Source organism: uncultured Mediterranea sp. (genome assembly GCF_902493215.1).
Lineage (GTDB): Bacteria > Bacteroidota > Bacteroidia > Bacteroidales > Bacteroidaceae > Bacteroides.
This window is the reverse complement of record NZ_CABUOL010000004.1, coordinates 19,705-41,137: the sequence shown is the minus strand read 5'-3', so window position 1 is coordinate 41,137 and position 21,433 is coordinate 19,705. Positions and strand designations below refer to the sequence as shown.

Annotated in this window: 19 protein-coding genes; 2 read left to right on the top strand and 17 right to left on the bottom strand. The window is 38.7% G+C overall.

The window, feature by feature from the left end; translation table 11 throughout:
* The 17 genes from RDO88_RS03610 to RDO88_RS03530 all read right to left on the bottom strand — a co-directional run bounded on the left by RDO88_RS03610 (position 1) and on the right by RDO88_RS03530 (position 17,885).
* On the bottom strand, positions 1-1,074 hold the full coding sequence (locus RDO88_RS03610; RefSeq protein WP_307758064.1) for a glycosyltransferase: 1,074 nt from the start codon (positions 1,072-1,074) through the stop codon (positions 1-3).
* Positions 1,071-2,243 (bottom strand): polysaccharide pyruvyl transferase family protein, encoded by a 1,173-nt coding sequence (locus RDO88_RS03605; protein ID WP_307758063.1) that lies wholly within the window; start codon positions 2,241-2,243, stop codon positions 1,071-1,073. The genes RDO88_RS03610 and RDO88_RS03605 overlap by 4 nt, the downstream gene beginning before the upstream one ends.
* Before the next feature lie 7 nt (positions 2,244-2,250).
* Positions 2,251-3,516, bottom strand: a complete 1,266-nt coding sequence (locus RDO88_RS03600) for a Coenzyme F420 hydrogenase/dehydrogenase, beta subunit C-terminal domain (RefSeq protein WP_307758062.1) — start codon at positions 3,514-3,516, stop codon at positions 2,251-2,253.
* Complete coding sequence (locus RDO88_RS03595) at positions 3,516-4,592, bottom strand: glycosyltransferase (RefSeq protein ID WP_307758061.1); 1,077 nt, start codon at positions 4,590-4,592, stop codon at positions 3,516-3,518. Before RDO88_RS03595 ends, RDO88_RS03600 begins: the two co-directional genes overlap by 1 nt.
* A 58-nt stretch (positions 4,593-4,650) precedes the next feature.
* Positions 4,651-5,841: a glycosyltransferase gene (locus tag RDO88_RS03590; protein WP_307758060.1), complete on the bottom strand. Its 1,191-nt coding sequence runs from the start codon at positions 5,839-5,841 to the stop codon at positions 4,651-4,653.
* Between the two features lie 26 nt (positions 5,842-5,867).
* Positions 5,868-6,875 carry a hypothetical protein gene (locus RDO88_RS03585; RefSeq protein WP_307758059.1) on the bottom strand — a complete coding sequence of 336 codons (1,008 nt, stop codon included), beginning with the start codon at positions 6,873-6,875 and terminating at the stop codon, positions 5,868-5,870.
* 308 nt (positions 6,876-7,183) lie between these two features.
* Positions 7,184-8,350: a hypothetical protein gene (locus RDO88_RS03580; RefSeq protein WP_307758058.1), complete on the bottom strand. Its 1,167-nt coding sequence runs from the start codon at positions 8,348-8,350 to the stop codon at positions 7,184-7,186.
* The gene (locus RDO88_RS03575) at positions 8,338-9,696 is read right to left on the bottom strand and encodes an oligosaccharide flippase family protein (protein ID WP_307758057.1); all 1,359 of its coding nucleotides are present in this window, start codon (positions 9,694-9,696) and stop codon (positions 8,338-8,340) included. Before RDO88_RS03575 ends, RDO88_RS03580 begins: the two co-directional genes overlap by 13 nt.
* Before the next feature lie 268 nt (positions 9,697-9,964).
* A complete protein-coding gene (locus tag RDO88_RS03570; protein WP_307758056.1) occupies positions 9,965-11,245 on the bottom strand; it encodes an AAA family ATPase in 1,281 nt (426 codons plus the stop codon).
* An 87-nt stretch (positions 11,246-11,332) separates the two neighbouring features.
* A complete protein-coding gene (locus RDO88_RS03565; RefSeq protein ID WP_307758055.1) occupies positions 11,333-12,355 on the bottom strand; it encodes a PIN domain-containing protein in 1,023 nt (340 codons plus the stop codon).
* A gap of 12 nt (positions 12,356-12,367) precedes the next feature.
* The gene (locus RDO88_RS03560; protein WP_307758054.1) at positions 12,368-13,501 is read right to left on the bottom strand and encodes a putative phage abortive infection protein; all 1,134 of its coding nucleotides are present in this window, start codon (positions 13,499-13,501) and stop codon (positions 12,368-12,370) included.
* 10 nt (positions 13,502-13,511) lie between these two features.
* Positions 13,512-14,537, bottom strand: a complete 1,026-nt coding sequence (locus RDO88_RS03555) for an AbiH family protein (protein WP_307758053.1) — start codon at positions 14,535-14,537, stop codon at positions 13,512-13,514.
* A 30-nt stretch (positions 14,538-14,567) separates the two neighbouring features.
* Entirely contained in the window at positions 14,568-14,987 is a 420-nt protein-coding gene (locus tag RDO88_RS03550) for a hypothetical protein (protein WP_307758052.1), read from the bottom strand.
* Positions 14,988-14,989: 2 nt separating this feature from the next.
* A complete protein-coding gene (locus tag RDO88_RS03545) occupies positions 14,990-15,355 on the bottom strand; it encodes a helix-turn-helix domain-containing protein (protein WP_307758051.1) in 366 nt (121 codons plus the stop codon).
* A complete protein-coding gene (locus tag RDO88_RS03540; RefSeq protein ID WP_307758050.1) occupies positions 15,352-15,756 on the bottom strand; it encodes a hypothetical protein in 405 nt (134 codons plus the stop codon). The genes RDO88_RS03545 and RDO88_RS03540 overlap by 4 nt, the downstream gene beginning before the upstream one ends.
* Positions 15,757-16,494: 738 nt before the next feature.
* A complete protein-coding gene (locus RDO88_RS03535) occupies positions 16,495-16,881 on the bottom strand; it encodes a hypothetical protein (RefSeq protein WP_307758049.1) in 387 nt (128 codons plus the stop codon).
* Positions 16,878-17,885, bottom strand: coding sequence for a HipA domain-containing protein (locus RDO88_RS03530; RefSeq protein WP_307758048.1), 1,008 nt, complete (start codon positions 17,883-17,885; stop codon positions 16,878-16,880). The genes RDO88_RS03535 and RDO88_RS03530 overlap by 4 nt, the downstream gene beginning before the upstream one ends.
* Before the next feature lie 191 nt (positions 17,886-18,076).
* Here RDO88_RS03530 and RDO88_RS03525 point away from each other — a divergent pair, with 191 nt between their 5' ends.
* Both RDO88_RS03525 and RDO88_RS03520 read left to right on the top strand, forming a co-directional pair.
* Positions 18,077-18,472, top strand: a complete 396-nt coding sequence (locus RDO88_RS03525) for a hypothetical protein (RefSeq protein WP_307758047.1) — start codon at positions 18,077-18,079, stop codon at positions 18,470-18,472.
* Positions 18,473-18,747: 275 nt separating this feature from the next.
* Positions 18,748-21,096 carry a DUF3987 domain-containing protein gene (locus RDO88_RS03520; protein WP_307758046.1) on the top strand — a complete coding sequence of 783 codons (2,349 nt, stop codon included), beginning with the start codon at positions 18,748-18,750 and terminating at the stop codon, positions 21,094-21,096.
* Positions 21,097-21,433: the final 337 nt, after the last annotated feature.

Below are 21,433 nucleotides of genomic sequence, written 5' to 3'. Positions count from 1 at the left end.
CTATTTGTTTAATAATTGTTTATATATGCTGTTTAATTCATTTATTACACTGTCGGGTAAGAATGGTTTTACAAAATCTTTGCTTTTTTGTCCATAATCTTGACATATTTCGGGGTTGTTAACAAAGAAATCTATTGCATTCTTAATGCAGTTAATATCACCCGGCTGGACAATAATACCATTTGTGTGGTCATGTAATACTTCTGGTATCCCTCCTACTGGTGTTGAAATAATTGCACAACCATAACTCATTGCCTCAAGAATAGATATTGGTAATCCTTCATTATATGACGGTAATATAAATAGGTTAGCCCAATTGAGTAGCTCTTCTTTTTTCTTATTAGCAACCCATCCTTCAAAACTGACGAATGAAGATAGTTGATGCTCTGTAATGTAATTCTTCAGTTTTTCTTCATTTTTATTTCCGCCTATTCTAAAAGATAATTTGTTCAAATACTCTTTAGGACTTATTGATAGAGCTTTTAACGCATCGAAAACCCCTTTTCGATCTCCTAATTCGCCAAGAAATAACATCTTGATTTTTTTGTCTGAATTATCGCTGTTGCAAATAAGTGGATAATCGACGATGTTATTAAGTACAATTATTTTATTGGCTGGGATTCCGATTTGTGTGAACCAATCTTTCCATGATTTTGAAAGTACTATTACAGTATCGGCCATTAATATATTGGAAATGATTTTTTGTTTTTTGTTGCTTTCGTTGAAAAAGTCTTTAAATCGAGAAGCGTGTATATGTAATATGACTTTCTTTTTAAATAGCTTGGACAGTTTGATGAATATGGATTTTCTCCAAAATGATTGGTCTGCTGCAGAATGAATATGAACAATTTTTATCTTTCTATTTACAATGAGTTGTACAAGGACTTGTACGAATGAAATAATGAAAAATCGAATTTTGGTGAACTTGCTTCCTAACTTCCATGAAGCTACATAATTTAGCTGTTCAAAATATTTTTTGTAGTATTGAATGACCGCTGCCATTCCTCCGGGTGCATTGTTTTTATAATACACACCAATCATTAGAACGGCATTACTGATTTGTTTATTAATCATGATTTATATTTTAAAGCATTAGTCAAGAATTTTATAGATTCTTCTCTTAGTTGAGATAAGCGTTGATTTACGGAAATATAATCTATTGGGTGATTAATGGTTTCACATATTTCATTTGAATAAATTCTTTCTCTGTTAATTCCCAGTACAGCAAATAGGCTGTCAATCCTGGAATTTCTAGCAGTTTTACTACCTATGGCAAATCGGTAGAAGGTCATAAATTGTTTTTCGAAAATGATAGAAAATACTGTGCAATGGAAAGAGTCTGTACAAACATAGGCCGCTTGACTGATCAATGCTATAAAGTCATTGGGGTCAATGTCGTAAGGTGCCTCGTCTCCAAAAAACTCATCTTCGGGAACATATTCATCCATGTGCCGGATTGTTATAATCTTATATCCGGTTTTTTCTTTTAATTCGTTAGCCGCTTTTCTTGCATTGGGATTATTCCCCAAAAAATAGCAAAAGATAAATGGTTGTGATTCAAGTTTTTTTGATTCTCTAATTTCCTTTTCCCATTCTTTTCTGTCGAGAAGCAATGTAGGATCTGCAACTACTTGAGCTTTTTTGTGAGAAAGTGATTCTACAATTTCTTTTCCTCTTTGTTCTCGGACACCTATCACTTGGAATCTGTCTAAGTATTTGCCGGTAGCTTTTTTTTGAAAGGTTGGAATTTCACTAACTCCAAAGCTGCTCGCATATGCTATTTTAGGTATATTCTTGTCGACAAATAGTAAATTGAAAAATTTATTGGGAAGGCTTAATGGGGACCAAACTTGGTCGCTCCCTACTACAATGGCATCGTATATTTTTGTTCCTTCCTGTAATGCCTGAAATCCAATGAACTTGTGAAAATAGGGGATAATTTTGATCTCTTTGTATTTGTTTACTACTTTGGTTCGTTGCTTTATGCCTTCTGCATATTGAGGATGTTTTCGTAAATTATTTTTTTTTGTAATACGGGCGATGATATTTTTAGTTTCTCCAGCCCGGATAGCATTTATGATATATTGTATTTTTTGTTTATAAGAAAGTTTCTTGATGTAACGTATTACTTCGCAAGAGTATCCTAAATCTTGGATTTTCTTTAACATTGCATACCCTTGTAGGGATGTGCCGTAATTATTATGATTATCATTGTACGCTATTACGCAACCTATTTTGATCATACTTTAATTATTTCAAGTTACTTGTATCTTTTTTTAGAGGGGCTATTAACCACCATAATGATTTGTGACAACCGATAAATTGCTGGCATCTATTTTGTATATAGTTGAATATTGTCTTTATTGAGGCAGGTTTTAAATAGTTTACATCATATTTGGGTATTTCCCGTCCAAACCTTTTATTTAGACTGATGAATTCTCCATTTCGTCCTTTCTTTTTGTTAGACATCTTTTGCGAACTGTTTAAGATAGTAGAGGATATTTCTTGTATTTCAATATATCCTTCTTTTTGGGCTTCTAATATCCAATCTAGCCATTGTTGTTTTCTTACAATAATGGAGTTGATTCCGATTTTGTCTTGTATATATGGTTCTATGTGGATATCACCAAAACATATATCTGCTAATTCTCCGTAATGATCTATACAGAACAGGCATCTACGCGGAATAAAGAAACTTCTGAGCGGATGATAATAGTTCTGATATTTGTCTACAATTTTTCTACCATTTTTTTCTTGAATAACCATTGAACCAAGGCAACCTTCATCTCGGTATGAAAAATAAGTCAAGTTCTGTTTAGCAACTTTTCTTTCTCTAAATAAATAATCTGTTAAATTGAAAGTTCTTCCAGAAGAACAAAAGATTGTAAAATAACCAATTATTTTTTCTTTAAACCTTCTATCTATAGATTCTAATTTTCTAAAGCCATGTATATGACATGGTAATCCAACAATTACATATCGATTACCTTGAGCTTTTTTTATTTCTGTTACGATATTATGAAAAGAAACAGGAGAATATTTACTACCTTTCGCTGCTAAAACCTCTTTTTCATTGGTCGCAATATATGTTTTTACTAAAAATTCATTGCTTGGGTCAAATGCTGTAACTATTGCACCATCAATATATTTTTTGTTTAACAAATATATTAAAAATTGACTGGTCATTCCTCCTGAAGCACAGTGGTATCTGATTTCTTGGTTGTTACTATGCCCGACAAAACACTTCAAATAACGGCCAATCATTTTATCCGATTTTGTACTATTACTAGTAAATTGTTCTTGAGCTATTCTTGTAAGATCAATACCTATCCCAGGACATGTATCTATACATCTGTGACAACCTTTGTCATTTTTGCATAATGCCGTATCTACCTTAGGAAGGAATCTTCCATTTTGTGTGATTATTGAGATTGCATTTGATGGGCAGGCGCCTTTGCATATACCACAACCTGTGCATAAATCATTTTTTAGTGTATAGGATATATTGTTATGCATTACTTCTTTATTTGTTCGTAAAAATTAATGTATAGTTTAGCGGTATTGGTTATTGTAAATTTGTTTATATTTGCTTTTCTTTTTAAATATATCTCATTGTGAGTTTCGTGATTTTTCAATGATTTTAGAATCGCTGTTGCAAATGCTTTAGGTGTGAAATCTTCTGGGATGATACAAGCTGTTATGTCTTGAGCAATAGCTTTGTGTTGTGGAATTGGTGATAAAACACAAGGTATTCCGTTGAAATAAGCTTCAAGTACAGAGATTGGTAACCCTTCACGTAGGGAACAACTTAAGAATAAGTCGCTCCCATTCTCTATAGCAGACATATCAGAACGAAGTCCTATACAATGTATTGTTGGATAGCCGTTAAATGTATCGGCATCAATATATCCTGTACCATAATTTCCTCCACATATGCAGAAATGTATGGATGTATTGTTTAATTCATCAACAATATCTTTTAAGAATTCATAATTTTTGACTGGTCGTAGTGATCCTGCTAACACTACAATTTTATCGTCTGTTTGTAGATTTAATTCGGATCTTAAATTTGTAATGGAAGAAGTTTGTATTAATTCTGGAGCTACTCCATTGTCTATAGATATCATGCAGTTACTTTGTTGCGCGCGGTTTTCATATGCAGCTTTAGAACAAAAGATAAGTGGCTTATTAGAGCAAATCCATCTTATATCTTTCCCCCATTTTTCAGGAGCGCTATGAATGGTACAACATTGTGACAGGTTTGTGAACATTGTAGAGAATCCTCCTATGAAATGGCTCATTGGACCATGAGTGTTTACAATGTCAGGATGTAAATGTTTTAATAATCGCCGACATTTTAGTAAAGATCTAATGAGCGATATTTTGTTGGCTTGTAGTTTGTTTAGGCATATAATTTCTACATTGTTTTTTTTGAGTTTTTGGGATAGGTTGTAACAATATTCATTGTCGAATTTTTCCACGATAATACATGTAATATTATGTCCTAATCTACCTTGAGCAGGTAATAGCGATAATAAGAAATTTGCAATACCGCCACCTTTGAAGGTATCAATAATATGTACTATTTTCATACAGCTTTCTTTGTTATTTGATTGTTTGAAAAGTGTTTTATAAAAATAATAATTGATGTTATGATTCAATTATTGTTTTAAAAAAAGGAATAATTCGCTTACTTTGATATTTGTAATTGAAAATTTCTTTGGCTAATTTATATCCTTCTTTTCCTTTATTAATTGCATCTTGTTCGTTTAGAACAATGTGGATTATTTTTTCAGCTATTTCTTGGGACGATCCAGCCTTGACAATAAATGAATTTGTTTCGTTTAAATAATGCATTGCTTCACCAATATCTGTTATTATTATTGGTTTGGCAAAGGATAAATATTCTCCTAACTTTGTTGAAAAACAGTATTTGTTTTGCTGAGTATCGTATTTGTTTATAATCATGGCAAGGCAATTTTTTTGATATGCTCTAAGGTCGTCATTTGCTAGGTATCCAACAAAATGAATATAATCTGCCAACTTGTATTTGTCTATGATATGTGTAATTAAATGATAGTCTCTTGACTTTTCGGGGTAGCCAGTTAATATGTAATCTAATTGATAGTTTAGTTTTTTATTTGCAATTGCAAATGCCTCAAGCATACCTATAATACCATCTTTTTGTTCTGATAAAGAACCGGAATGAAATAAATATGGCCTATTAATTGAAATAGATTTAACACATTCAGAAATAGATGAATCAACAATAATAGGTACTTTGAGGATTTTTGAATTTGGAGAATATTTTAATACTAGGTTGGATAAGTTTTCAGAAATGGTGATGAAACCATCGTACAGTGGGAATATATTTTTTAGGATATATTCTCTCTTTTTCTTTGTTTTATTTGTTTCTATGCCAGTACCGAAGGGTAGTTCATTTAATTCCATGACGATATGGCTCTTTCTGCAATGAACCGTTTGAGCTAGGAATCTGAACCAGACATTTCCACCTTCATATACTAGAACTATATCTTTCTCTGTGACATGTTTATATACGTAGATAAGAGTTTTTACATAATCAAGAATATCTTTAATCTTGCGATAGAATAAGTGCTTGCTTCTTTTAGGTGTCTTTGATATATATTGAAATGGAATTCCTTCATATACTCCTTTGTATTCCTTATTTATTGTCTGTTCTTCATATCTTTCAAAAGCAATAGGTATAATAACTTCACATTCAATACCGTTTTCGATAAATCCTTTACAATAATTAATTGCACGGGTTGTGGTTGCCAATCCATGTGGAAAGTGATTTTTTATTATAAAAAATATTTTCATAATTATTAGTTAGTGATTATACGAATTTAGTTGCATTTAATTTTATGGGCTTTATGTATATTAGAAGAGAATAAACCATAAAACCAAAATGTTGTAAAAATAGGGATCGATAAAATTGTGTATGAGATAGCCGATAGGCATATTAGAATGAATAAAGCTATTGGCCTGCTATAGTTACTATCTTTAGCAATCTTTTTTGAGGATAAGAAAAGAATATAAAAGAAAAAGGAACCTAGGAATATTCCGTACATGCTGAAAGTAACCATTAATCCATTAGCTAATGAACAATTGGTTGATAGATTGTTATAAAAATAGGAATGTTCAGTGTTTCTACCATATCCTAATATTGGATCATTCTTGAAATTCATCCATTCAAATACCATAGCGTCTAATCTGTCGATGGCATATGATTGTTCACCCTTTTTGAATACGGTTTCTTGCCAAGCAAAGCTTTCCTCTAATCTTGATACATCATTGGCTTCTTTAATTTTAGTAGAAATCTTATTCCCTATAAAATCAATTTGGGAAATTGCATAAATTGCAGATATAGAGAATAATATAGTGATTGTTAGGTATTTAATATTGAATCTTTTTACAAGAAAGATACTATATGATATTAAGCAAATGCAATAACCAGTAGTAGATTGTGTTGTAGCTAGTGTTATAAGTAAAATCCAGATGTTTATATTCTGTTTAAATTTAATTCCATTATTACATAAATTGCAATATATAGCAAGAGTTATCATGATTGCAAATCTACCCGGTTCCCATGAACAACCAGCGTTTCGTAATATACCAGCATATATTTGTCCCTTAGCTGGATCCATCCAATTGAAAATATAGAAAATATGGTTCCCATAGCCTGTTTCAGGAAATAATCTGAAAAAAGAATTTGTAGATGGAATTAAAATGGCTATGAGCCAGCCGATGAGAGCGATGCGGCAAAGCAAAACTAGTATGTGCTCATAAATATGGAATAATTTATAACCAAAAATTTGGTTATGTATATAGGCTATTATAATAGCATATACCATAAAAAAATGATATGATAATTCTTTGGTATTGAAGATATTATATTTAGTAAGTGAACATATAGCCCATATTCCATATATTATTAGTGTAAGATGTAGATATTTATTATTGAATGTTATAGAATGCCTTTGGCATAATATGAAAGTTAGAATTATAGGGAATAAGAATGGAATAGGATTCCCTGATATCAGGCCAACCATTCTTCCTGTTTCAGGAGTGGACTGTGCCATATATATAATCATAATGAATACATAGAAATATTCAAATATTGGTAATCTAAATCTTTTTAATACTATAATATTATTCATGATTATAATATAGGCTGCTTTTCAATTTCGGAAATAATGTCATTGAATTTATTTGTGAAATTGTTAATAGAATAAGCTTTTTGGCTGTATTCGAAAGTTCTTGATGACAATTGTTGTAATTGCTGCTCATCCAATTTTGTAGTACCTTTGATGGTGTCTATAACATCTTCTAGTTTATGGGATTTAAAAATAATATTGTCTTTAAAATCGTCAAATCCGGTTTCAACAGTTGTAATAGGAATAAGGCCGTGTGCCATGCATGTTGCTATCCCAGACATCATTCCTTCGGAACATGACAAGGATAATGTAAAGGTATTTTGGCAGACAACATCATTGATGAATTCCTTTGAATATACATTTACACTTGAATGAATTATAACATTACTGGGTATTTTGAATTCTCTTAATTCTTTTTCAGGAGCTCCGTAGACATTCAAAGTATAATCAGGAAGTAAGGAAAATGCGTCTATTAAAATATCTAATCCTTTGTGTATTAGTCCGTTTGAACCAAACCATACGAAGTTCTTCCTTATTTTTTTATAATCTTTGAAAGGTACTGATTGAATGTTGGGATTAAAAAGAGCATTTACATTAATTTGATAGGATTTATTGAATGATTTACTTATTTCTTTTAGATTATGACTACCATTCATAACAATCCCTATATCTGATATGTCAAACATCTCTTTATTGTAGAACTGGGTTCTTGAAATAGAGTATGGATTCTTATGATGTCTGGCACGATAATACTTAAGGCGTTCTTCAAATTTATTCTTTACTATCCATGGTGCATTTTCTGTTATAAATAGAATCTTTATGGCTTGTTTATTATGTTTGCATAGTTCTATATAATTTGCTCCAAAACCTAAAATCGTATCATAGTAATCGCTTTTTATTAGATTGGGGGTATATGAAGAGCATGAATATATATCAATGCAATAATTATGTTCTATTAAAACTTTTATCATTTGAAATTGGTGTAGAACATTTACATGTCTAATATTTTCCAGTTTAATAGGGTTGGAAAATAAAGTTTCGCGATAAATAAATGCTATTTTCTTTTGTTTTTTTGAAGCGTCATAATTTATATTATATATTGCTATTGTTTTATTGGATTTCTTTGTTATTTTGTTTTTTATTCTGCTTTTTATTCTGTTTATGAATTCCATATTCCCTTTGCTTTATTAGTTAAAAGTTTTTTGATTTGTATGGGTTCCCAAATAGTGTTAATAAACGTCATAAGGAACATGGATGCTAATACCCCATATATTCCGTATATTCTTCCTAATAATATTGCAAGAGGAATATGTGCTATAGCTTCAATAAATGTAATAATAAATTGCAGCTTCACTTTTCCTATACCATTCAATATATTACAATAAATTCCACACCACATACTTGCAGTAAAATACAATAGAACAAGTATTTGTACACCATAATCAACTTGTATTTGATTACCAATCCAAATGTGATATATCCATTTTGAAATTAATACTAAAAGTATGCCTGATATTGTCATCAGTAAAAATATCTTCTTTAATCTTTTAATAGTCTGTTTAATCCAATCGTAATCTTTACGGTAATATGCATCTGTTGTCGCAGACCATATTGGAGTAATGATAATCGTAAAAATCATAGATGTGATACCTATGTACTTATATGATATATTGAAATCAGTAACTTTTTCAGGTCCTGCGACATGAGTTAAGATGATATTGTTTGTTTGAAATAACATGATTGCGGTTAATTGTATAAAGAAGAACTTTATTCCTAAATTGAATAAGGAACTTGTTAGAGAGAAATCTATGTCTTTTATTGAAAATGACATAGATTTTAATTTGGTTCTAAACAATTGTATAGTATTTAATAATGTGGTAATCACAGGTACTAATGAAATTATTCCACCATAAGTAATTAATGAGTAATTGGTTTGCTGTAAAGACAGAATATATACGATAAGAAATGCAGTAAATTGTGATATGAATGTAATGAACGATGATAATGCGGGCTTTTGAATAGCGAATAGAATTGATTTGATTAAATTCAGGACGAATTGAAGGAAAAAACAGATTGTAACAATAATAGCAAGGTATAGCAATTCTTTATTCATGGAGTCTGGAGCATTCAATATTCGCGCCCAGTTGAATAATGGAAATATAATGAGAGTCAGTGGTATAAGTATTATGATAACACATCCTAGGATAGCATAAGATGTACCAACAAGACTTTTTATTCTTTTTTGTTCATTTTGGGCAATAGCTTTTGCTAATAAATTTCTTAGACCATGTCCCAATCCTATATCTAAAAAACTACACCATGAAATAATAGACGTTAATGTTAACCATATTCCGTAATTTGTAGTGTCTAATTGGTGAATTAATAAAGGTACATATAAAAAACTAATGCCCATTGACATGATTTTTATGATGAGCATGTATATGGAATTTTTTAAAGACTCTATACTCCTTTGATCTTTGCTATCTATATATTTCTTAATTGCGCTAAATGGATACATGTTTAGATATAGTTCAATTTTATAGCTGTTGGATAGTTTGATAATTTAGAAAAATGGCATTATTTTGCACGCTACGCGTTCGCCCCTCCCAAGCGCTGTCAGGAGACACGAACCCTTGTTGTTTTGTTTGTCGGGGCAAAGGTAGTAAAAAAAATCATGCCATGATTTTTTTTAAATGGATAATTGATAATTGATAATTGAAAATTAAATTAGCGGTTAACGGTGAGTGGTAAGCGATTAGCGGTTAATGATGAATGGTGAATGCGTTTTACAGGAGGGTGTTGAGGAAGTCGTCTTCGTCTCTCAGTTTTTTTACGGTGTCGAAGAATGTGGAGAAGGGGATGCCGTTCCGGCCAATCGCCAGTTCCTCGATATGGACACGGCGGTTTTCGTCCGCATGGAAATAGTAGGCCTTGATCTGGCTGGCGTCCAGGTAGAGGCGGCTGTTGAGTTTGTGTTCCTTGCAGAGCTTTTTGAAGGTCTTGGGCTGCTCCTGCCGGATGTAACCGGTCTTGATAAGCTGGTTGATGCGTTGCAGGAAGTAGTCGCTGTGCGTGGTCAGGTGAAGGAAGGAGGATTCGTTGACCAGTATGGCGAGCAGATTGGCGATTTCGACCTGCATGTCGGGGTGAAGCTGGGCTTCGGGATTTTCCAGACAGAGGATGTGGGGGATGTTGGACCAGTTCATCAGATGGAACAGCAGCGGACTCAGCTCCTGGACGGAGGAGGCGGAGGCCGTGAGGGGGATTTTGGGGCCGTCGGGCAGTTCCAGCGTGAAGCGGCCCTTCCGGTAGGTCAGTTTCCCGCCAAGCATCTTTTCGACCAGAGGGGTGATGAGCCGGCGGCTGGGCTTTCCGACGGTTAGGCCGATTCGGCTCAGGCCCGCATCACGCAGGGCACGGTGGTACAGGTCGGCAGAGGAGGTGGCTCTGTCCTGGGCCGTATAGAGTTTGCTGGCATAGGCGCTACGGGCCGGAGGCAACAGGACGGAACGGGAAAATTCTTCTCCGAACAGATGGTCTTGCAGGTAATAGCCGAGGGCCCGGGCTAGGGAAGAGGCGGTAGGGTCGGTCGTCCTGTCAGGGGTATGGGCAATGGAACGGATGGGGGACGATGCGTTGACGGTGACATAGTATATTATCATCTGTTCGCCTTCCAGTTCTTTCGGGAGTTCGGGGGTCAGGTCTTCTTTGGTATAGGAAATGGTAAGCTGCTTTTCTTCCAGATGGAACGCGAAATTTACCTGACAGGTCAGCCGGTCGTTGCCCAGCAATTCGCACATGAAGGGTTCGGCTTCGTCGTTCAGCCATTGGCGAAGCTCGTCTTCGGTGATGGTAAGCGGCTGGTCGGGGCGGCTCTCACGGAGCTTGTATTCGACAAGGTCTTTCAGGCGGCCTTCGGTGAAGGATGAAAAGAAGTAATAGGTCAGGTAATTGACATAGCTCTTGCCGAGGCCGGACTTTCCGGTAAATATCATGAACGGGGCCAGGGTAATGGTCTGGCCGGACAATGGACCGAATTCGTGGATGTTGATTTCTATCTTTTTCATAACTGCTTGCAATGTTCCGTATGTTGGGGAGGCGAAGATAATGCTTTTTAATGGTGAATGATTAATGGTTAATGAATTGTTTGCATCTCAGATAGAATCTTCAATGGCATCCAAATCCAAGTCGGCTATTTCGAGGGAATCACTATCTATATCAAAATGAAGCAGAACTTTCATGTCTAAGGTCCTGTCAAACGTGGTAGTGGTCCATTGTTCGCCATACCAACAACCGTCCTCCCGGTCGTAATAGCCGTAGTCCAGATCTTGGTGATGCACGTCAACAGAGAATGTCACCTCGGGCAAAATCTCTGCTTCTATGAAAGCGGGGGTACTTTCGGTGATATAGTATTGGTTGGGGTTGACTTTGACATCGCATGCGGTAATATCGATTTCGGATATTTCTGCTAACTGGAATCGGTAATAATACAAGGTCTCGTTGTCCAGCATTTCGTATACTTGGGTACGGATTTCTTCTTGAAGACGTTGACACTCGTCGTGTAACATTGTCTCAAAAGAAGTGAATCTGGTATCCTCTGAAAGTTTCTGATGGACATATGCCATGTGGTTGAGCGGACGAAGGTATTGGCTCTTGTATTGGTTTAGGTCATTGTCACAGGTAAGTACAAGGATTTCTTTAAGTCCTGTCTTCTTGCAATAATTCTCCAAAGCCTGTAGGGCGAATGCGTCTGGAAACTCATCTTTCTTTTTCCCCTCTCCGAAAGGCTTTTCTTTTCCGAAGTATTTTTCGAAGATGGCTTGGGTATCGGTACAATATTCGTAACCGATAACGTGGGTTTGGGAGTGTCGTAGGTATTGGCTGTAAAGCTTCCGGGCGAAACTGACAATCTGGCTTTTACTATGTGAATCCAGATAGGCTTCTATCGTTGGGTCATTGCGTAGGGCTTTGCAGTCTTTATGAAGTTTCTCAAAGGCCTGTCGCATGTCAGTTATCACATGATGCTCTATTTCACGGCTGGTGATGGCGGTCGTGACCAGATGAATGCGTCTCTTGGCGGCCAAATCGCACAGGGTCATGATGCGGTTCTTCTGGTTGAAATAATTTTCTGCGATGAATACGCTGGTATCTATAAATACTACGTCGGTTGTTTCCATGGTGAGATGTTTCTAGATAATAAGGACTTTGTTATTTTTACTTGTGACTATTATCGTGAAATGTTCGTTGTTTTTTTTAGAACAATCTACAGAATTCTCAATTGTAATCCGATTAGCATTAAAACAAGAGAAAATAAAAATTTCCTTGATCCATGCTTCAAAAAGTCCTTCAATCTGTTCTAATGAAATAGTTTCAAAACAATAGAACTCATCAAAAGTCCCCATTGTTAGGTGTAGACGGCGATTGAAGTCTAATTTTACTTGACTACCATCTTTTGTTTTTGATACATTGATGTTGTATTTGGTTTTGCTGCTGGTATATGCTAATGTTGTTAATGTTGTTGATGTTATAAGATCGTGAATTAGTTTGTGTGTCGTATATAATATGATGTTGGCTTTATTTTGTAGGGATTCTATAAATAATGCTCTCCATTCTCCGAATTCAAGTAAGCTTAGAGGTGGCATATGCTTTAAAAGATTATATTGGACAATATAATTTTGCATATTCTTTCCTAATTTGGTCATGGCATTATATCTAATCATAATAAGTTCAGAATCTGTCAGCTGAGCCCTTATGATTTTAGCGTATTTTACTTTCTCGTTCGCATCAATATTTGTCGTTTTTATTAAATCGAAAATCCGGTATAGAATTCTGAAATAAATTGGTGCGAAATCTTTGTTTGAAGCATAGAAATTCATATAGTATTCTACAGCGGCTTTACGACCATGCTCTTTGTTTTTATCAAAATCTCTTTGCATTTGTGCTAAATAGAAGTGAATGGCTTCTTTTGCAGATAATGAAATGCTAGTTTCGTTATCTAATTGAAATTGCATAGAAAAATTGTTGATAATAGAATTATGTTGTTGTATTAAATGAGAGAATATTTCGTGAAATTGTTGTTTTGTAAAAACATCTGCATTTTTTCTGGATTCTTTTATTTGAGATTGGAAAGTGGAATATAGGAGTACAATACTTAATATTGTCCCTATAACTCCTCCGATAAAATCTCCATATTGACCTATAATATCGGTCGCTAGAGGCCATTTTGTCCCATAATCTTGTTTCCATGCGAAGAGAAATAACATTATTATAGATAATATCGAACAAATTATCAAGGCCTTTTTTATTAAGTTATTGTTTTCCATATTTTTAGATCTAAAATATCATGTCGATAAAGTTTTCATCGATACTTTGGGTTAATTCGGGATTAACAAACATGTTACTATTAATAACGATAAAAATCCTAGAGAGAACATTTTCGTGCTTATTTTTCATTATCTCTAGTGTGTCCAATAATTGTTCTTTAAGTGATAATTTGTAATTGATTTCTAGTTGTTCTAAAGGAAATGTCTTATCTGTATAGTGGAAATAAATCAGGTGGCAGTTTGACATTTCCATATGCTTTCCAATTATTTGCCACCACAAACGGTCGGTTTTCCCTAGTGAAAGCCCGAATAGGCATAGTAAATTTGCACCTTGTATCCTTTGTTTACAGGTAACATCATTGAGCCAGCCTAGTTGTTCATTGCAAACTGGCTTGATTAATAAGTTTTTAGCACGTATATCGGAGGCTAGTTCCTGATTGGTGATTTGTGTTTCGTCATTGACCCCTAAAATGATCCCTCGGTCGCCGATTTCTCGATGAAGGTGATTAATTGGACGTAAATATACACTTCGTTTTTCATATTGTCCTATTGATATATGTTTACCTTTTTCGATTTGAGTAATGTGCTCAATTGTATGTGTGTAATTGAAATTAACGATGTTTGTATATATGTCTGAAGAGAACGATTGGTAATGCGACATCATGATAGCCTGTTCCTTTGATGTTAAATAGGAATAGGGAGTACGTAAATCGTTTAAAAATTTATCTTTATAGGATTGGGAGTATTGGGGGAGTTGATTGTCAATCATCTGTATGTATTTAGTCAGCTCCAAGTTGAGATTAATGAAAATCTCCTCCAGTTCTTTATAAGTAGAGAGCTGGGCAGTATATTCCCCTAAGCCCACTTCCAAATCTGACCAGTTTTGATCCTCATAATTGCGAATGTGTCTCTTAAGTCGTTCAATAATCTCTGACGTTGAGTGACTAGTTACATAATACTCGTAAAAGTGTTTGTAGTCGGTTGGGAGTCGGAGATTTAAATCGAATCCATTACCGATTAAATAAACGATATTCATGTTTGTTTGTGATGATGTGAATGCAAAATTTTATTTTACTGATTCTATACGCATTCCTTCTGTAATGGCTTCCGTCAGGTTAAGGGGCGGAAGTACAATGGAATTCAGTACGGTTCCTTCAGTTTTGGCATGGATAATGCCACGTACGGTACCCGTAGTAATGGTACCCATATATTGCAGAAAACCAACGGGGATTTCTTGTTCTTTTTGTAGTTGTGTGATGCCTTCTGGAGCAATATTGAAGAAACATTGGACTTCTGTTGTCAGTAGTAGTTCTTCATTTTGCATAAAATGAATGGTGGCGGTACAACGAATGCTGCTGATTGAGGTATTGTATGAAAAATTGAAAGAGGCGGATGTTTGTACTCTTTCTCCATTAATAAACTTTTCAGGGAAAATAGCAAATTGCAATGTTTTGATTTGCTGTATTTTATATGGAATTGATGGCATGGCTAGGCTGCTATTATATAATTATCAGAAGTAAATTGATCGCGATTGGGTGATGTGATAAAAAGATCATTGGAAACGATGCTGGTATAGGGCTGTTTGTCGTTTTCAATATATTCGTCCACATCAACAAAATTGAATTCTGGTATCTTGCCAATAGCCAGCGACAATGCTACAAATTTGCTCAGTTTATGGTCGTAGTCTCCTGAAAGAAGTTGGGAAACGTATCCTTTGGAGCAGCCGAGATATTCGGCCAGTTGTTTCTGATTCATCTGATGCTTTTGCATGAACGATTCTATTTGTCTGTATAATTCCGTTTGAAGGTTACTTGTCCAGTAAACAGGATCCTTCAATAAATCTTCTCGTTTCATGGTTTGGAGCTTTTATCTGATTGTTGTTTGAATTCTATATAGTCTTTTTTATATTTGCGAAATAGGGTCTCATCTTTTTTTTGGTTGGTTTTGGTCCCTCCTGTAATGATGATTTTTCCGTCTGCTTGAGTAATGCCATATACACGAAGATGCTTACTCTTGAATTCAAATTCCCGATGCTCACCTTTTGTTTGATCATAAAAGTGAAATTTTGTGTATGGGACACTTTTCAAATTGGCAACTTGGTTCATGATGGCATATATACCTACTAATTCTGATTTATAACATGTCTCGATTTCGGCCTCAAACTTATCAAATGGACATTCGTTATCTATGACAAGCTTGTGGAACACTTGTTTTCCTTTAACAGCTTCTATTTCTTCAAGTGCAAAAGTAGACATAATATAGTTTAGTTACAACTAAATTCTAAGGTTTAACATAAATATGTCTTAGTTAATACAGAAATCAATGAACTGTATTTTTGACAAAAGTACGAATAAATAATGAAAGAAGAACGTATTAGATGAAGAATTTCTTTAATTGATAATTAAATTAGCGGTTAACGGTGAGTGGTAAGCGGTGAGCTTCATTACTCATTAGTAGATCCTTCGACGGTGCTCAGGATGACAAGTGGAATGATAAATGGTGAATGGTAAATGGTGAATCTTGTTAAATGAAGAATTATGAATGACGACTATTCCTTAGTGAAAAAAATCAGAAGTGGTTTTGAGCGAAGCTAATGAAGAATTTTTTAATGGATAATTGATAATTGATAATTGAAAATGGGGCGTGAAAAATGAAAAATTATTGGAATGAACCATTATGAACCTGAAAGGGGAGGATGGCCTCTTGTTTTGTGGGTTCTGGCTCACGGTTTATAGGAGGACGTTGGGGGCGTCCTCCTCTTTTTTTATTTTTATGGTATGAGGCGGGACAGAGAATGTACAATGGCCTTTATTTATACCTGTTTTAGCAAGGGCATCAAATCAATTGTTTCGCCGTTGGTCGTAACGGACTTATGAAAGATGGGCATTGCGTGAAACTGGATTTCGGGGTGGAAGGTAGCTTGGAACAAGGTGATGTTTCCTGCCTTTCGCATAATCGCTTGCAATGCTCCTGTACGTTCGGAAGACAACGATTTATTGTACGGGCACAAGCTGATAGGGATTGGCTATCGTTTTACGCCCGTATATCTTTAAGAGTGTAGTGATTGCCTTATTCTCTGTGTCTTTAGGCAACTGCAACTGGGCTTTACTTGGAATACGTGAAACGAAGAACGGCCATAGCTCATCAGACATATATTCCTTGTTGACAGTAGGGAAATTCACTAATGGCAGTATTTCTTTTTGGCTTTTGAAATCTTCCGAATAAGAGAAAAACCATGTGTTATCCGTAAAGGACAAAATACCAATCTCCAGCTTGTCAAACTTTAAAATAAAGTCAACAGGCTTATCCTCAGTAGTATTGTTTTTCCCTTTACTATTTATAAACCATGAAAATTTCTTGCTTATCTTATTATGCATCATTGTAACAACTTACAAATTTCGTTATACCGATATTCAATACAGTCTTTTATTAGTAAAATCCGCTGTTTACAGAATAAATGAGAAAAATTAACATCTATAGTTGCAAACATCTTTTCTAAAACTGGCGGCAAAAATAATTCTTTTATTTCTGTTTTTGAAATATAGAATTGATTATTATAGATTTTTTCTACTAATTTGAAGTGATTGATGTTTTTTTCACCTTCCCAACCTAACTTAGGCCTGGATTTTCTACAATATTTGATGATGTAATTGATTCGATGTTGTCTGTCACTTGTGCAACGGATAATTTTATCATCATCATCGTTCCAGAACAATCCTCTTGCGGTATCGTATACTGGAGAAAAATAGGGTTGAAAACTTTGTTTGATAGATCGTACTATTCCCCAGTTGTAAAAATGCCTGTCGTTGTTGCCGACTAAGGCATCGTACAGAAGCAAACGGACCAGATGGTTCATTATTTCAGATTTTTGATAAGAGAATTGATAATCGATTGCTTTTTCTACAAATTGCAATGTGAATAAGTCACGCGAGAGTTGTTGCTCCTCGATTTGTTCAACCAATTCTTTGTCACCCAAATAACCTGCAAATATATCAGCTCCATGTACTAATTCTTCCCATCGGGTAGTGAGAAAGTACTTGCTGAGGAAACGAAGTTGTCCCCCAATCATGGCTATGGATGATTCGGCCATATTCAAGCCAAAATCTTTTCCTAACAAATTTAACAGATATTCTGTCATGGATTCTATAGGATACCATTTATGACCTGTTTTAGCAATATAAATACTCCATCGATGCTTGTTTTTCTTAAAATAATGCCTTTGATTGGGATTGTGTATTCGAATGATGGCTTTAGGAGCATCGCCAGTAACTGAAATATTGTGTATTGTTGTGTAGTTGCAATTCTTTATGGTTGGAACTCCTTTGATATAATAGTTCTTTTTATTGGAGAAGTTTTGTATGGAATGATGGGGAATCTGAGACATTTTCTGGGTAATTGATTGGTTGTACATCAAATTGAAACAAAGATAGCACAAGACGGGAAAAGTGCAAAATTTCGGGCAGGGAATTCTTGAGATTTTCGAGTTGAATGTAATTTGAGCGGAACGGAAGGGCTTGCGGCAAGCATGCAAGATGCTTCGTCTGCACTTCGTTCCGCTCAGCATGACAGCAGGAGATGCTTCGTCTGCACTTCGTTCCGCTCAGCATGACAGTAGAGATGCTTCGTCTGCACTCCGTTCCGCTCAGCATGACAGCAGGGGATGCTTCGTCTGCACTCCGTCCGGCGGATGGCCGGTTACAGCTCTTCACCCCGCTTCACTGCCTGCTGGCGGAGGAAGCGGCGCTCCAGCTGATTGACGAGGGTGCGGAGGGTGACGAGGGTGCGCTGCTCTTCGTGGCTGGGGAGCGGACAACCGCGGGCGTAGAGCGCACGGAGGCAGTTGCGGAACACCACGGTGAGGGCCAGGCGGACGTTGCGGACATGATTGACTTCTCCCTGAAGGGTATGGAAGCGCTTTCCGTCGATCCATACTTCGACTTTGTACTTTTTTTCATGGTTGTAATGTTTTAAAGTTTACGCCGCTAATTTACGGATTTTTGGAAGATTGAATTTTTTTTTTCAACGGGGATGGGGTGGGGAATGCTGCGGATGGAGGGTGTGGAGTGGGGGTGAGGGCCGTTGAGGGGGATTTGCGGGGGTGGAAAAGAAGAAAGAACTTTGTAAAATAAGAATGAAGAATGATGAATGAAGAATGAAGAATGGTGAATGAAGAATGATGCTAACCACTCACCACTAATCACTAACCGCTAATTTAAATTTTCAATTTTCAATTATAAATTAAGATCATGGAAACAACAAGGATTTCGGGGTTCCGCAATTTGTATGACAAGGAACCGATGGAGATGACAGTGGCCCGATTCGTGGAATGGACTCGCACGAACGGGGAGGTGAAACGGCTGACGGACGAGTACCGGAGGCTGATGACGGAAGGCCGCGAGGAGGAGGCGGCACGGGTGAAACGCGCGCTGCCGGCGGCGACGATGGCAGGGGTCTTCGAGGGCGGAAGGCAGGAGAAGGACCTGAAACGGCTGACGGGGCTGATGATGTTCGACTGGGACGACGTGGGACCGGCACGCACGCAACTGCTGGAACGGCTGCGGATGACGGACTGCGTGATGCTGGCCTGGACGTCCGTCTCGGGACAGGGGGTGAAGGCGGTGATACGCGTGGACGTGACAAGCACGGAGGAGTATCTCAGGGCATACCGCGTCATCGGACGGTGGATGGAGCAGCGGACGGGATGCCGGGTGGACGAGGCATGCCGCAACGTGGGACGGCTGTGCAGCGCGGCACACGATGAGGAGCTGTACGTGAACTACGGGGCGCGGATGATGGCGTGGCGCGGACTGGAGACGGACGAGGACCGGCGCGAGGCGGCACGGCGGCTGCAACAGGAGGCGGAGACGGCCGACGGGAACCTGCCGAACGAAGGGGGCGGCATGCTGCAGGGGCTGCTGGACTACTTCGTGCAGCAGAACGGTTTCGAGAAGGGGCACCGCCACGAGCTGCTGCTGAAGCTGGGACGGACGGCAAGGTGTAAAAATCTTTCGGCGCAGGAGCTGAACGAACTGACGGAACTGGCGGTGAAACAGCTGGCGGACGCCTCGCTGGCCGCAGCGGAGATACGAAGCAGTCTGCGCGCTGGTTATCAGTATATTAGCCGGAAAACACCGCCGCCTGTCCAGGTGCCGGAAGCGCTCAACGCTCAACGCTCACCTTCGAGCGCCCCGTCGAGAGGCGACGACCGTGACCTGGAGCTGGATTTGTCAGAAAATAATGAAAGGCTGCGGGCGGCGTTGCCGTATGTGGACGATGCCGTCTTCGACACGCTGCCGCGCCTGTTGCAGCAGGGGGTGAAGGTGGCGCAGGACCGGCGCGAACGCGACATGGTGCTGCTGTCCATGCTGGTGCACCTGAGCGCCTGCCTGCCGGACGTGCACTTCCGCTACGACCGGCACGACATGCGGCCGCACTTCTACCTGGCGGTGGTGGCACCGGCGGGCACGGGAAAGGGCATTGTGTCGCAGGTGTCCTACCTGTCGCACCCGCTGCACGACCGCTATGTGGCTCTGGGCGAGGAGGAGCAGGCGGCCTACGAGGCACGCCTCCAGCAGTGGAACGAGGACTTCAGCGAACGCATGCGCAAGGGGAAGAAGGGGGAGAAGGCGGAGCCGAAGCCGAAGGAACCGGAGCGGGTGTATTTCCTCATCTCGCCCAACACGTCGAAGTCGATGCTCTACCGGCAGCTGGCGGCGAACAAGGGGATGGGCGGCATCCTGCACACGTCGGAAATCGACGCGCTGGCCTCGGCCATCGGGCAGGACTACGGACGGCAGGACGACGTGCTGCGGGCCTGCTTCCACCATGAACCCATCAGCACGTCGTTCAAGCAGGACGGGAAGCCCATCTTTGTGCACTATCCGATGTTGTCCATCTGCATGACGGGCACGCCGATGCAGCTGGTGTCGCTGGTGCACAACACGGAGGACGGGCTCTTCAGCCGCTTTGCGTTCTACCAGGTGCAGCCGCAGTACGTGTGGCGCCCGGCCAACGGGGGAGAGGACGTACCGGACCTGCGGCACTACTTCACGGAGCTGGGCAAGGAGGTGCTGCACATGCACGAGATGATGAAGGGACGGCGCACGGACGTGAGGCTGACGCCGGAGCAGTGGCAGCGGCACACGGACTTCTTCGGCCGAAAGCTGCAGGAGGTGGTGACCGAAGGGGGCGAGCACATCGCGTCGTCGGTGCTGCGCATGGGGCTGATAGCCATCCGCATGGCGGCGGTGATGACGGCCCTGCGCAAGGCGGAGGACGAGCTGTGGGCCATGGACGACCGCTACTGCACGGACGAGGATCTGGATGCGGCACTGGCGGTGTCGGCGGTGCTGCTGGAGCATACGCTGCTGCTGAGTTCGTCGCTGCCGGGCCACGAGGAAAGAGTGCGGCCGCTGAAGTCGTTCGCCCGCCTGAGGCCGGTGCTGGAGGCGATGGGGACGACGTTCACGTACTCGGAGCTGGCGGCGGAGGCGGAACGCCAGGGACTGCCGGAGTCGACCATGCGGCGACTGCTCAAACGGGCCGTGGAACGCGGGCTGCTGGGGCGCGACGGAAAAGGGTATAACCGCTTCTGAGGCATTCTCGCTCGACGGGGAGGGCCGGGTGAGCGTTGAGCGTGAGCGCTTTTTTAATGGAGAATTGAGAATTGAAAATTGAGAATGACAGGTATTGTCATCCTGAGCTTGCCGAAGGATCTCATTCCTCATTGTTAATTGTACATTATGCATTGCTTATTGATTTTGTACTTTTCTTTTGCCTTGACGCAAAAGAAAAGATACCAAAAGAAAAAGTCAAGGGCTGAACCTCCGGGGCTACTCCGAAGCGAGGTTGTATCAAAATAAAGGTATCTGAAACTCTCCTCCTTCTGGAAGGAGGAGTACCCGACAGGGGGAGGTGGTAGGTGAAAACATA